Origin of the sequence: Pedobacter sp. AK013, assembly GCF_014205835.1 — a bacterium.
Classification (GTDB): Bacteria; Bacteroidota; Bacteroidia; order Sphingobacteriales; family Sphingobacteriaceae; genus Pedobacter.
Genome location: NZ_JACHCQ010000003.1, coordinates 211,468 through 226,277 on the forward strand (window position 1 = coordinate 211,468; position 14,810 = coordinate 226,277).

Genomic DNA, 14,810 nt, shown 5'->3' on the forward strand with positions numbered 1-14,810 from the left:
TGCCAATTGGTTTTTGGCAGATAATATGGACAAAAGACTGATAAAATGTAAAAAACAACGAGACCTGATACTGACAGCATGACAGAAAAGGCATCAGGAAGACCAAAGCTGAAAGACGGAAAGCTAAAGCTTAAAGAGCAAAACGGGCAATGTGTTTGAAAGGATTTGGAAATGAAAGTTCAGATCCCTTCGGAAACAGCAGCCCCGCTATCCGCTTTACTTCGTTGCACTCGTGCTCGCTCCTATCGGGTTTATTGAACAACAGTCAGTGCAAAAAAGACTAACAGAGTAAAACATACCTCATATAATAATCCTCAAAGTTTTATATCTTTAAATCACAGTTAATCTGTGCAATCATTTAAATCAGTGTAATCAAGTATATATGCAAGTAGCAGCACAAATCGTGATCGGCTTAGTAGCCTTCATCCACATTTATATCCTTTGGTTAGAAATGTTCGCCTGGACAACCAAAGCACCTAAGGTATTTAAAACCATACCTAAAGACCTATTCGTTCCGACTAAAACATTGGCCGCAAACCAGGGTTTGTACAATGGTTTTTTAGCAGCCGGCTTAATCTGGTCGCTATGTATAACCGACCATCACTGGCGCTTGTATGTAGCCATATTCTTTTTAACCTGCGTAATTATTGCGGGTATTTATGGTGCAGCAACAGCCAGCAAGAAAATTCTTTATGTACAGTCTATACCTGCATTGGTAGCCTTAATTTTGTTACACTTGTAAACCTGTTCGTTTTGGTTAATTACCGATGAATTTATCAAAAGCCCTGTTTAGGCAAAGTGCCGGTTGTCTGGTATGATCAGACACCACTATGTGAGTAAATATTTTACGGAAGAACAAGCCCAGGTTTGCTTTGGACATATGTTTAGTTAAATGGAGAAGTAATCATTTTATTGGCATCATGTAAATAGGGTGTACTATAATCATTTGAAATTTTCCACTGTTCAGCATATTTTTCCAAAAGTTCTTCATGATCAATATTAAAAACATATGCAAAAATCTTTGCAACATGATCCTTTTCATAATTATCAGTTTTAAGAAATCCTCCATCAGGATTTAAAAAGCCATCTTTTGAATTCTTATCATTTTCATAGTCAGGAATCATTTCACCATTTATTTGAATAATTCTATCAGATAACCTCCATGTAAATGTAGTAAAACCACTAATATGCTGAATAACTTTTGGTTTCCCATATTCTGCCATTAATTGTTTAATAAGGCTCATTTGTTGCTTAAAGTCAGCATTTCCTTCAGCCGAAACCATCATCAGATTTTCTTTTGCATCGGTTACCGATTCCATCTTAAAAAAATAAACATTTTTAAGTTTTGCTAGTGTGTCTGCCTCTTTATTAATATTGATGATATAATGAATTCCTAGAACATTTTTATGATCATCCCCAGCGTTAAAGCTAGTATCAACCTGTGCAAAATAATTGTCGTTAATTTCTCTTTTTAACGATTTTTCATACAGATGTGCTGCATTTAAATTAAAAGAGAAATCATTTAGATCAAAAATCTCATCCCCTAATGGCTTAGGCTTACAAGAAATAAAAAAAAGTAATATGATGATGATAAAGCGCAATTTCATAAGATGTTCAGTCTTTCAATAAAATAATTTACAACTCCAACAACCGTTCCAAATGATGGTAATCAATTCCAAAATATGCTTTACTCGCTTTAATCTTCTCTAAAATTTCCGCTCTGCGTGCTGCACTTAACACTTTTCCCTTTATACCAACCACAAGCACATTTTTCGGCGTGTGTGCATCAGAAATAAATTCGAACACCTTAGTTTTATAGCCAAAATATTCTAAAATCAAAGCCCGTATGCCGTCTGTAACCATCTCAGCCTGACGTTCTAAGAAAATGCCATATTTAGTTAAAAAAGAAACATCATTCTTCACTTTGTTATGCTCAATCTCCCTGCGGATCTGTTTGTGACAACAGGGTGCAACTACAATCAGTTCGGAGTTGGCTTTAATTCCTTTAAAAATGGCATCATCAGTTGCCGTATCACAGGCATGCAATGCAATTAAAAGGTTTACATCATCTGCCCGGTAATCCTCGATCGTTCCCTGTACAAAGTTCAGTTGAGAAAAATCAGATTTAACCGCAACCTGGTTACATAAATCCACCATGTCCTGTCTATACTCTACCCCAACTACCTCAGTTTCCAACTTTAAAACCGAATGGAGGTAATCGTACAATGCAAAAGTTAAATAACCTTTACCCGAGCCCATATCGGCAACTTTTTTAATTGTCCCTTCTGGCAGCTCTTTAATTAAAGCACTTAAAATCTCAATGTAGTGGTTAATTTGTCTGAATTTATCCTGCGCATTTTTAAAAACCTGACCTTCTGCATCAGTAATTTTCAATTCCGTCAAATACGACTTCGAATCAGGTTTAATCAACCTGGCTTTTTCTTTATCGTGACTGGCCGATGGGGCTGCTGAACTTGATGCTTTGCTTTCTCTAAAAACAACCTTTCCATTGTTCAGTTCCTCCAAAATCAGATCCTTTTCTGTGGTAAACAAAGTAGCAATTTTAAAACCTTTATTCAGATAATCAGAAATCAAATCTATAGCTTCATCAATGGTATAGTTTTTCACTACATCGCGGGTTTTGTAGCGATAGGTAAAGGCCAGTTTATCCTCACGTTTAATCACAACTTTGCGGATAAGAATTTGCTTTAATGCTTCTTCTTCACCTTTGTAGTTCCCTAAAGATACTTTTACAAAAGTTGCTGCATCAACACTTTCTTTTAAAACTGAAGTAAATTGTTTTATGTATTCTAGCACTGGCATTGATAAATTTTAGCGACAAAGATAATCAAGTTTATCCGGAGCAGAACATATTTATGATAATGTAACAATAGAGCGACTATGCAAAGATTTATTTTATTAAAAAACGGCTCATGTTGTATTGACGTAATACGATTTAGAAATACACACGGGCAATATTATCTATATTGATTCCAAAATAGCCGAACACTTTTTTTTCAAAAAATTAAGCTTTAGATTAGAGCATATAAAACATCTAACCATAATCAATGAGTGACTTTCAGATAAAAAAATCGCCTACCGTTTATGACGCCATTATTGTTGGCTCAGGAGCTGGTGGCGGAATGGCAGCCTATGTTTTGGCACACGCTGGTCAAAAGGTTTTAATGCTAGAGGCTGGTCAAAATTTCGATCCAAGATTAGATTCCCACCAGTTAAAATGGCCTTGGGAATCTCCTCGTCGTGGCGCCAGTACTACGCGTCCATTTGGAGATTTCGATGCTTCTTATGGAGGCTGGGAATTAGAAGGCGAACCATATACCCAGAAAAACAAAAGCGAATTTGAATGGTTCCGTTCGCGCATGCTCGGTGGCCGTACCAATCATTGGGGAAGGATTTCTTTGCGCATGGGACCAGAAGATTTTAAACCTAAGGATGGTTTAACCGATAGCTGGCCTATTACCTATGCGGATGTAAAGCCATTTTATGATAAGGTTGACCGTATGATTGGTATTTATGGTACCGTTGAGGGGATCGAAAGTGAACCCGATGGAATTTTCATGAAACCGCCCAAACCACGGTTAAATGAACTATTTATTAAAAAAGGGGCAGAAAAAGCCGGCGTAAAAGTAATTGCCGGCCGTGGATCGGTACTTACCGAAGCTTTACCCAATAACAGCGACCGTGCACCTTGTTTCTATTGTGGCCAATGCGGAAGGAGCTGCAAGGTTTACGGCGATTTTTCTTCTTCTTCGTGCTTGGTAAATCCTGCCGTAAAAACAGGAAACCTGACTGTAATTACCGATGCGATGGTGCGAGAAGTAATTACCGATAAAGATGGTACTGCAAAAGGCGTTTCATATGTAAACCGAAAAGACTTACAAGAATATCAGGTAAACGGCAAACTGATCATTTTAGGTGCCAGTGCATGCGAATCAGCACGCATTTTATTGAATTCAAAATCTACCTCACATCCTAATGGCCTGGCTAATAGCAGTGGTGTAGTTGGAAAATACCTACACGATTCTACCGGAGCAAGTGTTTCAGGCTTTCTACCACAGTTAATGGATAGAAAACGTTATAATGAAGATGGCCTGGGCAGCGTACATATCTATTCGCCCTGGTGGTTAGATAACAGGAAATTGAATTTCCCACGTGGTTATCATATCGAATATTGGGGTGGAATGGGCATGCCAGCTTACGGTTTTGGTGGGGGTGTAGCCCAAATGAACGGGATGGTACCTGGCAGAGATGGCAAAATGAAAGAAGCCGGAGGTTATGGAAAATCGCTAAAAGATGATTATCGCCGATTTTATGGAACTGGCGTTGGTATGGCTGGTCGTGGTACGGCAATTGCAAGAGAAAGTAACTATTGCGAAATCGACCCGAATACTGTAGATAAATACGGCATCCCGGTTTTAAGATTTAATTACAAATGGGACAAAGATGAGATTCTGCAGGCTAAACATATGCAGGAAACCTTTCTTTCAATTATGAAAGAAATGGGCGCCGTAGTGACTTCCGAAATTCAGGGCGCAGATACCAATTATGGTTTACTTAACCCTGGAAAAATTATCCACGAAGTTGGAACTATCCGCATGGGCGACGATCCTAAAAAATCAGCATTAAACAAATACTGCCAGGCACACGATTGTAAAAACCTATTTGTGGTTGATGCAGGCCCGTTTGTTCAACAAGGCGATAAAAATGCTACCTGGACAATCATGGCACTATCCATGCGTACGGCCGAATATATTTTAGCTCAAAAGAAAAAACAAAATATTTAAAGAATTGCCATATGAACAGACGTGATTCACTAAAAGCATTGGGCTTAACAGCCATAAGCACAACTGTACTACTCGATGCTTGTAAGCAACCTGAAACAAAAACCGAAGCTGCTGCACCAGAAGAGAGTACAAAAGAAGCGGGAAGAGAGCAATGGGAAATAGACCGTGATAAGAAATTAAAAGCTGAAAACTTTTTCACTAAACATGAAATGGCTACGATTACTGTTTTGGCGGATATTATTATTCCTAAGGATGATGTATCGGGCAGTGCATCTGATGCTAAAGTGCCTGAGTTTATCGAATTTATTGTAAAAGATATTCCTGAGCATAAAGTACCGATGCGCGGTGGCCTGAAATGGCTGGATGTGTACTGTTTCAATAAATTCCAAAAACCATTTGTTGAGGCATCAGCAGATCAACAGATTTCGATTGTAGATGAAATTGCCTACCCTAAAAAAGCCAGACCAGAAATGCAGGCGGGAGTAACTTTTTTCAATAGAATGAGAAATCTGACTGCATCAGGCTTTTACACCACCGAAATGGGTGTAAAAGATATTGGTTATGTAGGTAATGCCCCAAACCAGTGGGCTGGTGTACCCGCCGATGTATTAAAGCAATACGGTATGGAAAACGTGAAGATATAATTTCTAAAAAAAAATCGTCATCTCGACTGGAGCACAGCGGAATGGAGAGATCTATCTAGACAGATTTCTCGACTGCGTTGCACTCCGCTCGAAATGACGGTAAAATATTATCTTTAACAGAAATTATGTGGCTCATGAGAACGACGGCACATGAAATTATTCCACAATCAAAATCAAACCTTTTCCCTTTTCAACTGGAACTGATTTTCCATTAGGGTAACTTCCAGAAGTTTGAAACTTATCAATTGCAGGGGCTGTTATTTTTACTTTACTCGCATCTAAACCCAGTTTCGCCCAGTCGATGGTTAAATTAACTTGAGTATCGCCTTCTGCCCAGCTTGCTAATGCAATCATTGTTTTACCTTTTTGTTTGTAAACAGTTGCCAATACTTTAGGGTTATCGGTTTTAACCGGACAGTTTTCGCTCCAATAACCGATCATCTCAGATCCTTTTATACCAAAATTATCCCAAGCGGCCCATAAAGGTTTTGGATCACTTTTGTCAGACCAGCCCAAGCGACTTGTCATGCCATAAATCATACCACGCCAAGGGTTTCCATCATCTTGCAGCATCTCTCCCATTAATCCAAAAGGAATTCCGCTTACCTCAGTTAAAAAGAAATCGGGATTGTTTTTCTGATAATCGAAATATTCGCCAAACCATAAGCGGTTCAGGTAAGGGAAATGCTCCATATATAAAATGGCGCTATTGTTAAAACCATCACTTTTGTTGTATTGATTTGCTGAATGCAGATCGATAATACCCGGGTGGTTATTTTGCGTTAATACGCGTTTAATCCGTTTCATGGTTACGCGATCAAAAGCCACGTCATCTAAATAAACGCCATCAATACCTACGTTATTTACCAACCAGTTCATCCCCTCCACATAGTAATTGTGCCAGCGGTTCATTCCACTGTTAATTACGGCCGCATCTTTAATTTCTGGTACAAACCAGGCCGCAATATAATTCGAATCTAAATGTTCCTGCAACCAGCTAAAGCCCCCTCCTTTACCTGGAGAATACACTTCAGTACCTAAACTTCTTAAAGCTGGCCACTCGTAAGCATGGTTAGAAAGCTCGCGAACAGTATTGTAAATTTTAACTTTTAAACCTTTAGAGTGTGCATTACTAATATAATTTTTCATCTTTTTCCATTCAATAAATGGATAGTTGATCCAAGGGTTAATCGGGGTGGCATGGTGAATGTTTACTACGGTTGCACCCTTAGCTTTAATTGTATCTAAATCACCATATTTATGATAGAAACGGTTATCCCATTGAAAATCGGTGCTAAGTAAATGGAAAGGTGTAATCAATAAATTGAAATTGTAGTATAACACATCCCCCTTTTTCATACTCCTTGCACCCGTAAAGTTATCAGCCAGCATCGAGCTGCCTTTCACATTGATCTGGATACCACCCTTATCTCCATTACCCCAGGATTTAGGCAATAATAAAGGTTTCTGAAGGTAGAAATTCGTATTCAGTGGACGAATATAGTTCTCATCTCTTAAATTGTAATATAGGCCCGCATTTACATTGCCAATCCAAACGGCATCCTGGTTCTTATTCGCCACATCCCATTTCCATTTTACGGTATCGGGCCTAACTCCACCTTTCTCACCTAAGCCCATTAAATACTTAGTTGAACCTTTATCAAAAGGGATATGAAAATCGACATTGCTGAAATCGACATCTTTTAGCGCCGTAACCTTAACTACGTAATGTACATAACCATCAAACTCTAAAGCACCTTCCAAATCCATTTTCAGGTTTTCAGAAGTATTCGTGGCAGTCCATTTTACAGTTCCAGCTTCTTTACTCGTAATTTGAAAATTACCTGGTGAAAATTTCTCTTGCGTTTTCGGGGTATTAAAAAAATGAAAGTGGATAGGCTCTGCCAGAATATTATTAGGTTTTTCGCTATAAGCCGTCATTTCAGTATTAAAAAATGTTTGAATCTGCTTAGGAAAACCATCCGTATTAATTTCGAACTTTCTACCTAAAAGAGAGATTACATTCCCATCAACTCTTAGTGGTGTATATGGTGCCACAACCGTATTCGCCTGCGCCAAGGTAGAATTTAACCAGGTTAAGCGTGTCTGTTTATCTGGAGTTCCTACACCAGCATCGGCTAGTACTTCGTTTCCTACTGTAATTTTAGCTGTTATTATTTTTGTTTTTCCATTCGCTTTAACTGTAAAATTACCTGTATATGTGCCCGCGGAAGTATTTTTAGGAATATCAACCGTAATCCACATCGGCTGAATTTTGCCTGAGGCTACATTTACCGTTTCAACCAAAGATTTGTTATCATAACTTATTCCATTGGTGTTTAAACAATTGATATATTTTGAAGAAATTACTTTTCCGGTTACCGTTTTTAAATCGCCGAAGTTAACCACTACATTTTTCAAATCTTTCAAAGCAAATACCCCTAGTTGAAAAGCATAATTTTCACCTTTGCTCGCCGAGCCTGTAAAAGTATTTATAGCCCCTTTTTGTACCCAACGATAAGGTAAATCTTGCTGCATTTTGATCGGGAACATCCTGTCTTCTGGAAAAATGATAAAAGCTTCTGAAGCATATTTGGCCTTTATTGCGGCTGTTTCTTTAACAGTTGCAATAATTTCCATCGGGTAGAAAGTGTTGAAAGCGTCAATAGATTGGATTTCAACAGCAAAAGTATTCACTTTAACCTGTTTTGCAGCTGTTAACCATGCTTGGTCAGCCTGTTTGGCTTTTAAGTAAACGCCTTTCGGATAATTGCTTCTACCTTCATTTTTATAAGGGAGATAATACACATAATATTTTCCTGAACCGGATGCTTCGAAATAAACATCGGCACTTTCTCTCGTCAATTTATCTGTGCCTACAGCTGAAACAGTTCTACCATTTGCATCTTGAACGATGATTCCTTTTAATTCTGGATGTGTATCCCTCCTACGCCAATCGATTTTAGCATGTGCTATTTTATTGGTCCCATCAAATTGTACAACAACACGGTGGTTACCTAGTGAGTCAGGATTCCAGGCATTATTACCATTAGTATATTTTAATATTTGAGCATTAAGAGATAGCTGCCCTAATAGACAGAGCAATAGAAAAAGCCTAAATTTCATTTTTAATTTGTTTGAGGCTAATTTATGCATAGCTTATTACAATAAAGCCATGTAATGAAAAAATGAGACAAACGTTTGATTGTTTTGGTTCTTTGGTAGTGTCATTCTGAACGCAGTGAAGAATCGTCTGCCTATTGCCACAGAAACCAGATATACTACAGCGCTCAATTAAGCTAGGTTCTACTTCTCGATTCTGAATAGGATTTTTTACTTTAGGATTCTTCACTGCATTCAGAATGACAAGAAAACAAAAAAAGTCCTGCTCTTTCGAACAGGACTTTTTCAAATCTTAAGGTGAATAAAATTATTCTCCTTTTGGTTCTTCAGTAGCAGGAGCTTCTTCTGCAGGAGCAACTTCTTCAGCAACTTCAGCTTTCGCTTCAGCAGCTTTAGGCGCAGCAGCTTTGCTTCTACCACGACGAGTTGTTTTCTTCTCTTCTTTAACTTCTACATCTTTACCGTAAACTGTATTGTAGTCTACCAATTCAATTAAAGCCATCTCAGCGTTATCACCTTGACGATTGTTTAATTTAATGATACGAGTGTAACCACCTGGACGGTTAGCAACTTTCTCAGCTACTTCGCGGAACAAAATAGTGATTACTTCTTTATCCTGTAGGTAAGAGAAAACTGTACGACGTGAGTGAGTAGTGTCATTTTTCGCTTTAGTGATTAATGGCTCAACATAAGTACGTAAAGCTTTAGCTTTAGCTAAAGTTGTAGTAATTCTTTTTGCTTTAATAAGTGAAGTAGCCATGTTAGCTAACATCGCTTTTCTGTGGCTGTCGGTTCTGCCTAAGTGATTAACTTTTTTACCGTGTCTCATTGTTCTTTGATTAAGTGTATACCGTCTCTATCTCAGAGGGAATTATACACTGTTATAAATTATTTAATTTTCAAATTTCAACATGCAATTTCCAAACTGAAAACTGTCAATTAAAACATGAATTATTCTTCGTCTAATTTAAATTTAGACAGGTTCATACCAAATGATAAACCTTTTGATTTTACTAATTCTTGGATCTCTGTTAAAGATTTTTTACCGAAGTTTCTGAATTTTAACATATCAGCAACATCGTAAGAAACTAAATCAGCTAAGGTACGGATATCAGCAGCTTTTAAGCAGTTTAATGCTCTCACTGAAAGGTCCATATCAACTAATTCAGTTTTAAGGATTTTACGCATGTGTAAAATTTCCTCGTCTACTTCTTTAGTTTCTTCTTTTGCCTGAGATTCTAATACCAAATTCTCATCAGAGAATAACATAAAGTGTTGGATAAGGATCTTAGCCGCCTCCTTTAATGCTTCTTCTGGATGAATTGAACCGTCGGTAGAGATATCTAAAACCAATTTTTCATAATCCGTTTTTTGCTCAACACGAAAGTTTTCGATCGTGTATTTTACATTTTTCATTGGAGTATAAATCGAATCGATTGCGATTACACCTACAACAGCATCAGCAACTTTATTTTCTTCAGCAGGTACATAACCACGTCCTTTATTGATGGTTAATTCCACTTCCAAAGTAACAGATTTATCCATATTGCAAATTACATGCTCAGGGTTTAAAACTGTAAAGTTGTTAGAGAATTTAGTGATATCACCAGCTTTAAACTGGTCTTGACCATTAACGATGATGAAAACTTTTTCAGAATCACCTGAATCACCTGTTTTCTTAAAACGAACTTGTTTTAAGTTTAAGATAATATCAGTTAAATCTTCTACAACACCTTTTATGGTAGAAAATTCGTGAGAAACGCCTGAAAAACGAATAGTAGTAATAGCATAACCTTCTAACGAAGAAAGTAAAATTCTTCTTAAGGCATTACCAATTGTTACACCGAAACCGGGCTCTAAAGGACGAAATTCAAATGTGCCATCGAAATCTGTTGATTTCTGCATGATCACTTTGTCTGGTTTCTGAAATGCTAAAATTGCCATTTATATTTTTTTAAATTCGTTATTGAATATATAGTAACATGAAAAAAGTTAATTACCCTTTTGAGGTAATTAACTAGCTCATTTATTACTTTGAGTACAACTCGATGATTAAATTTTCCTTGATGTTTTCAGGAATCTCATCACGTTGAGGGTAGGTTAAGAATTTACCAGTTAATTCACTAGCATTCCACTCTAACCAAGCAAACTTATTAATAGTTCTACCTGCAACTGAGTTACTAATTGATTCTAAAGATTTAGATTTTTCACGAACAGCAACCACATCACCAGCTTTTAACTGATATGAAGGGATATTTACAACTTCACCATTCACGGTAACGTGTTTATGGCTAACTAACTGGCGTGCACCAGAACGGGTTGTTGAAATACCTAAACGGTAAACTGTATTATCTAAACGTGCTTCTAATAACTGAAGTAAGTTATCACCGGTAATACCAGCACGTGAAGATGCTTTTTTAAACAAGTTACTGAATTGTTTTTCTAATACACCATAAGTATACTTTACTTTTTGTTTCTCCATTAACTGGATAGCATATTCAGATTGTTTTCCTCTTCTTTTTGATGAGCCATGTTGCCCAGGAGGATAATTTTTTCTGTCTAACACTTTATCAGGACCGAAGATTGGTTCTCTGAATTTACGTGCAATTTTTGATTTTGGGCCTGTATATCTTGCCATTTTTTTCTGTTTTAAAGTATCATCCAACCTCAAGCTGGAGATTCTTAGCTTTAAAATTAATTAAACTCTTCTCTTTTTAGGAGGACGACATCCGTTGTGAGGAAGTGGAGTAATATCTTTAATAGATGTTACTTCGATACCTGCTACTTGCAAAGTTCTGATTGCAGATTCACGACCTGAACCCGGACCTTTTACAAATACTTCAACTTTACGTAAACCTAAATCAAACGCAACTTTACCGCAATCTGAAGCTGCTTGACCAGCTGCATACGGCGTGTTCTTTTTAGAACCTTTAAAGCCCATTTTACCAGCAGAAGACCATGAAATAGTCTGTCCGTTGTTGTTTGTTAAGGTAACGATAATGTTGTTGAAGGTAGCATTGATATGGGCCTGACCAACAGGCTCAATTACAACGATACGTTTTTTTGTTACTTTTTTACTTTTAGCCATTTTATCTTTTAGATTCTAGATATGAGACTTGAGATATGAGATTTTCTCTACCCCGATACTCAGTATCCTAATTTTCTCTTTTATTCCAGATTTGAGCAGATTTTAAAGACATGGTGCTCACATCTAAAATCTCACATCTCATATCTATCAATTTCTATTTAGTAGCTTTTTTCTTGTTAGCAACTGTTTTTCTCTTACCCTTACGAGTACGTGAGTTATTCTTAGTACGCTGACCACGAGAAGGTAAACCTTTTCTGTGACGTAAACCGCGGTAACAACCGATATCCATTAAACGTTTGATGTTTAACTGAACCTCTGAGCGTAAAGCACCTTCTACTTTAATCTCATCGTTAATCATTGTACGGATTGCTGATAATTCATCATCAGACCAGTCTTGTACTTTTTTGTTCAAATCGATTCCTGCAGTAGTTAAAATACGTTGTGCAGTTGTTCTACCGATACCATAGATATAGGTTAAACCAATCTCTCCTCTTTTGTTTCTTGGTAAATCAATACCTGAAATCCTTGCCATATTTATTAATGTTTTGAAGTAATTCCGAACGGCGGGCCACCGTTGTGCGGTTGATTACAATATTCTTAATTACCCTTGACGTTGCTTGTATTTAGGATTTTTCTTGTTGATTACGTAAAGTTTTCCTTTACGGCGAATAATCTTACAATCAGCGCTACGTTTTTTAATTGATGATCTAACTTTCATTTTATTTGTATCTATAAGTAATGCGTCCTTTTGTTAAATCATAAGGAGACATTTCCAATTTAACTTTATCTCCAGGAAGGATTTTGATGTAGTGCATCCGCATCTTTCCTGAAATATGCGCAATAATCTCATGCCCGTTCTCGAGTTCTACCCGGAACATCGCATTAGATAACGCTTCTCTTATTACTCCGTCTTGTTCAATTGAGGCTTGTTTAGCCATATTTTATTGATTGTTACTTAATTAGCTGCTTCTAAACAGGGTTGCAAAATTAAATAAAAAATTTTAATTATTTATTTTTTTTGTTGTAAAACTTCTTCTATTATAGAAAACGTTGATAAAACATCTGCTTTGCCCTTTTTTACGGCTACTGTATGTTCAAAATGTGCCGATGGTTTATTGTCTTTACTGGTTACCGTCCATCCATCGTTATGGAATTTAACACCGGCTACGCCTGCATTGATCATGGGTTCTATCGCAATAACCATTCCCTCTTCAAGTTTTGGTCCTACGCCACGTTTCCCATAATTCGGAACTTCCGGTTTCTCGTGAAGTTTTATACCAACACCATGCCCTACGAGCTCTCTTACTACACCAAATCCATTAGCTTCTGCATATTGCTGAACAGCGAAACCGATATCACCGATACGCATACCAACAACAGCTTTTTCTATACCCAATTCCAGACAGCGTTTAGTAACCTCAACCAATTTCTGTTTTTCCGCATCTATTTCCCCGATAGAGAAAGTGTAAGCCGAATCGCCGAAATAATTATTTTTAATCACTCCACAATCAACTGAAATCAGATCTCCCTCCTGGATTACATACTCGCTTGGAAAACCGTGAACAACTTGCTCATTTGGCGAAATACATAAAGAATTAGGGAAACCATTATAGTTTAAAAATGCCGGAATCGCTCCGTGATCACTGATAAACTCGTAAGCTAGTTTATCTAACTGGATAGTAGTCATGCCTGCTTTTATCACCTTGGCCACTTCGGCTAAAGTTTTAGAAACAAGCATGGAACTTTCTCTTATTAACTCGATCTCTTCAAGAGATTTGTAATAAATTTTAGACATCCGTTACACTACAACGCTGCGTTGCTACTTGCAGCAGGAACACCTGTTCTGCCAGTAACTCTACCCGTTTTCATCAAACCATCATAATGGCGCATCAATAAATAACTTTCGATCTGTTGCAAGGTATCCAATACAACACCAACCAAAATCAATAAAGAAGTACCACCGAAGAAGTGCGCAAACTCTTGTTTAATGCCAAACTTAACAGCTAATGAAGGTAAAATAGCAATGATCGCCAAAAATACTGCACCCGGAAAAGTGATTTTAGAGATTACATCATCAATAAAAGTCGATGTTGCAAAACCCGGCTTAATACCTGGGATAAAACCACCGTTTTTCTTCATATCATCGCTCATTTGAGTTGGATTAACTGTAATTGCAGTATAGAAGAAAGTAAATGCGATAATTAAAAATGCGAATGTTAAGCTATAAGCCAACGAAGTTGTGTTGCTGAACTGGATTAACCAAGAACCTTGTAATGAAGGAACAAACTGCATTAAAGCACCTGGAATAAACATTAACGCCTGAGCAAAAATGATCGGCATAACACCCGCAGCATTAACCTTTAAAGGAATGTACTGACGGACACCACCAAACTGGCGGTTACCAACAATTTTCTTAGCGTATTGTACAGGTACTTTACGTACACCTTGAACAATTAAAATGGTAAACATTACCACTGCAAATAAGGCAACGATCTCTAAAACCAATGCAACAGGGCCTCCACCTTCACTAGATGAGCCAACACGTGCACTAAATTCTTGAGAAATTGCAACTGGTAAACGGGCAATAATACCAACCATGATGATTAGTGATGTACCGTTACCAATACCTTTATCCGTAATTTTTTCACCTAACCACATTACAAATAATGTACCTGCCGTTAATACAAACGTAGATAATATTAAGAATAAGGTATTTGGCAATAAAATAGCTTCTGCAGGAACTTGCGTTTTAACGTAACCAACAGATTGAACGATTGTGATCGCTACCGTTAGGTAACGGGTAATCTGGTTCATTTTTTTTCTACCACTTTCGCCCTCTTTCTGCATTTTTTGGAAAGAAGGAACAGCAATACCCAATAGTTGCACCACAATCGATGCAGAGATATAAGGCATTACCCCCAACGCTAAAATAGACACACGAGAGAAAGAACCTCCGGCAAACATATCTAGTAAGCCTAAGATTCCTGATTTTTCGTTATTGCCTAAAGCAGTTGGATCCACACCTGGTAAAACCACGTGAGATACGAAACGGTATACCAAAAGAATTAAGAGCGTAAACAATATACGCTCTTTTAATTCCTGAATTTTCCAGATATTACTTAAAGTAGTAAATAGCTTCTTCATTTAATA

General features: G+C 37.4%; 15 protein-coding genes. 3 read left to right on the plus strand and 12 right to left on the minus strand.

All coding sequences use genetic code 11. The features are described 5' to 3' along the window. Positions 1 to 382 precede the first annotated feature (382 nt). Positions 383 to 742: a DUF1304 domain-containing protein gene (locus HDC90_RS03510; protein ID WP_184463949.1), complete on the plus strand. Its 360-nt coding sequence runs from the start codon at positions 383 to 385 to the stop codon at positions 740 to 742. Between the two features lie 142 nt (positions 743 to 884). On the opposite strand, the gene HDC90_RS03515 is transcribed toward HDC90_RS03510, so the two are convergent. Next, positions 885 to 1,607, minus strand: coding sequence for a hypothetical protein (locus HDC90_RS03515; RefSeq protein WP_184463951.1), 723 nt, complete (start codon positions 1,605 to 1,607; stop codon positions 885 to 887). A 28-nt stretch (positions 1,608 to 1,635) separates the two neighbouring features. Further along, positions 1,636 to 2,823 (minus strand): SAM-dependent methyltransferase, encoded by a 1,188-nt coding sequence (locus HDC90_RS03520; protein ID WP_184463953.1) that lies wholly within the window; start codon positions 2,821 to 2,823, stop codon positions 1,636 to 1,638. Positions 2,824 to 3,068: 245 nt separating this feature from the next. On the opposite strand from HDC90_RS03520, the gene HDC90_RS03525 reads away from it, so the two are divergent. Beyond that, on the plus strand, positions 3,069 to 4,805 hold the full coding sequence (locus HDC90_RS03525; protein ID WP_184463955.1) for a GMC family oxidoreductase: 1,737 nt from the start codon (positions 3,069 to 3,071) through the stop codon (positions 4,803 to 4,805). Between the two features lie 11 nt (positions 4,806 to 4,816). After that, entirely contained in the window at positions 4,817 to 5,449 is a 633-nt protein-coding gene (locus HDC90_RS03530; protein ID WP_184463957.1) for a gluconate 2-dehydrogenase subunit 3 family protein, read from the plus strand. A gap of 156 nt (positions 5,450 to 5,605) precedes the next feature. Here HDC90_RS03530 and HDC90_RS03535 read toward each other — a convergent pair whose 3' ends face one another. The 10 genes from HDC90_RS03535 to secY all read right to left on the minus strand — a co-directional run bounded on the left by HDC90_RS03535 (position 5,606) and on the right by secY (position 14,804). Next, a complete protein-coding gene (locus HDC90_RS03535) occupies positions 5,606 to 8,575 on the minus strand; it encodes a glycoside hydrolase domain-containing protein (RefSeq protein WP_184463959.1) in 2,970 nt (989 codons plus the stop codon). A gap of 304 nt (positions 8,576 to 8,879) precedes the next feature. Then, positions 8,880 to 9,401 (minus strand): 50S ribosomal protein L17, encoded by a 522-nt coding sequence (rplQ, locus tag HDC90_RS03540; protein WP_184463961.1) that lies wholly within the window; start codon positions 9,399 to 9,401, stop codon positions 8,880 to 8,882. 122 nt (positions 9,402 to 9,523) lie between these two features. After that, on the minus strand, positions 9,524 to 10,516 hold the full coding sequence (locus HDC90_RS03545; RefSeq protein WP_090984031.1) for a DNA-directed RNA polymerase subunit alpha: 993 nt from the start codon (positions 10,514 to 10,516) through the stop codon (positions 9,524 to 9,526). Between the two features lie 85 nt (positions 10,517 to 10,601). Next, on the minus strand, positions 10,602 to 11,210 hold the full coding sequence (gene rpsD / locus HDC90_RS03550) for a 30S ribosomal protein S4 (RefSeq protein ID WP_029282720.1): 609 nt from the start codon (positions 11,208 to 11,210) through the stop codon (positions 10,602 to 10,604). A 60-nt stretch (positions 11,211 to 11,270) separates the two neighbouring features. After that, positions 11,271 to 11,660: a 30S ribosomal protein S11 gene (rpsK, locus tag HDC90_RS03555; RefSeq protein WP_010599885.1), complete on the minus strand. Its 390-nt coding sequence runs from the start codon at positions 11,658 to 11,660 to the stop codon at positions 11,271 to 11,273. Between the two features lie 154 nt (positions 11,661 to 11,814). Continuing rightward, positions 11,815 to 12,192 (minus strand): 30S ribosomal protein S13, encoded by a 378-nt coding sequence (gene rpsM / locus HDC90_RS03560; RefSeq protein WP_010599886.1) that lies wholly within the window; start codon positions 12,190 to 12,192, stop codon positions 11,815 to 11,817. 69 nt (positions 12,193 to 12,261) lie between these two features. Beyond that, complete coding sequence (gene rpmJ, locus HDC90_RS03565) at positions 12,262 to 12,378, minus strand: 50S ribosomal protein L36 (RefSeq protein WP_010599887.1); 117 nt, start codon at positions 12,376 to 12,378, stop codon at positions 12,262 to 12,264. A 1-nt stretch (position 12,379) separates the two neighbouring features. Further along, positions 12,380 to 12,598, minus strand: a complete 219-nt coding sequence (infA, locus tag HDC90_RS03570; protein ID WP_010599888.1) for a translation initiation factor IF-1 — start codon at positions 12,596 to 12,598, stop codon at positions 12,380 to 12,382. Positions 12,599 to 12,669: 71 nt separating this feature from the next. Beyond that, positions 12,670 to 13,455 carry a type I methionyl aminopeptidase gene (gene map, locus HDC90_RS03575; RefSeq protein WP_184463963.1) on the minus strand — a complete coding sequence of 262 codons (786 nt, stop codon included), beginning with the start codon at positions 13,453 to 13,455 and terminating at the stop codon, positions 12,670 to 12,672. An 8-nt stretch (positions 13,456 to 13,463) separates the two neighbouring features. After that, positions 13,464 to 14,804 carry a preprotein translocase subunit SecY gene (gene secY, locus HDC90_RS03580; protein ID WP_184463965.1) on the minus strand — a complete coding sequence of 447 codons (1,341 nt, stop codon included), beginning with the start codon at positions 14,802 to 14,804 and terminating at the stop codon, positions 13,464 to 13,466. Between the last annotated feature and the right edge of the window lie 6 nt (positions 14,805 to 14,810).

Bases quoted from the DNA above. Each gene is read 5' to 3' on its own strand.
- HDC90_RS03510 (WP_184463949.1), top strand. From the start codon at position 383: ATGCAAGTAGCAGCACAAATCGTGATCGGCTTAGTAGCCTTCATCCAC.
- HDC90_RS03535 (WP_184463959.1), bottom strand. From the start codon at position 8,575: ATGAAATTTAGGCTTTTTCTATTGCTCTGTCTATTAGGGCAGCTATCT.
- rpsD (WP_029282720.1), bottom strand. From the start codon at position 11,210: ATGGCAAGATATACAGGCCCAAAATCAAAAATTGCACGTAAATTCAGA.
- map (WP_184463963.1), bottom strand. From the start codon at position 13,455: ATGTCTAAAATTTATTACAAATCTCTTGAAGAGATCGAGTTAATAAGA.
- HDC90_RS03525 (WP_184463955.1), top strand. From the start codon at position 3,069: ATGAGTGACTTTCAGATAAAAAAATCGCCTACCGTTTATGACGCCATT.
- HDC90_RS03530 (WP_184463957.1), top strand. From the start codon at position 4,817: ATGAACAGACGTGATTCACTAAAAGCATTGGGCTTAACAGCCATAAGC.
- secY (WP_184463965.1), bottom strand. From the start codon at position 14,804: ATGAAGAAGCTATTTACTACTTTAAGTAATATCTGGAAAATTCAGGAA.
- rpmJ (WP_010599887.1), bottom strand. From the start codon at position 12,378: ATGAAAGTTAGATCATCAATTAAAAAACGTAGCGCTGATTGTAAGATT.
- HDC90_RS03515 (WP_184463951.1), bottom strand. From the start codon at position 1,607: ATGAAATTGCGCTTTATCATCATCATATTACTTTTTTTTATTTCTTGT.
- rplQ (WP_184463961.1), bottom strand. From the start codon at position 9,401: ATGAGACACGGTAAAAAAGTTAATCACTTAGGCAGAACCGACAGCCAC.
- infA (WP_010599888.1), bottom strand. From the start codon at position 12,598: ATGGCTAAACAAGCCTCAATTGAACAAGACGGAGTAATAAGAGAAGCG.
- HDC90_RS03520 (WP_184463953.1), bottom strand. From the start codon at position 2,823: ATGCCAGTGCTAGAATACATAAAACAATTTACTTCAGTTTTAAAAGAA.
- HDC90_RS03545 (WP_090984031.1), bottom strand. From the start codon at position 10,516: ATGGCAATTTTAGCATTTCAGAAACCAGACAAAGTGATCATGCAGAAA.
- rpsM (WP_010599886.1), bottom strand. From the start codon at position 12,192: ATGGCAAGGATTTCAGGTATTGATTTACCAAGAAACAAAAGAGGAGAG.
- rpsK (WP_010599885.1), bottom strand. From the start codon at position 11,660: ATGGCTAAAAGTAAAAAAGTAACAAAAAAACGTATCGTTGTAATTGAG.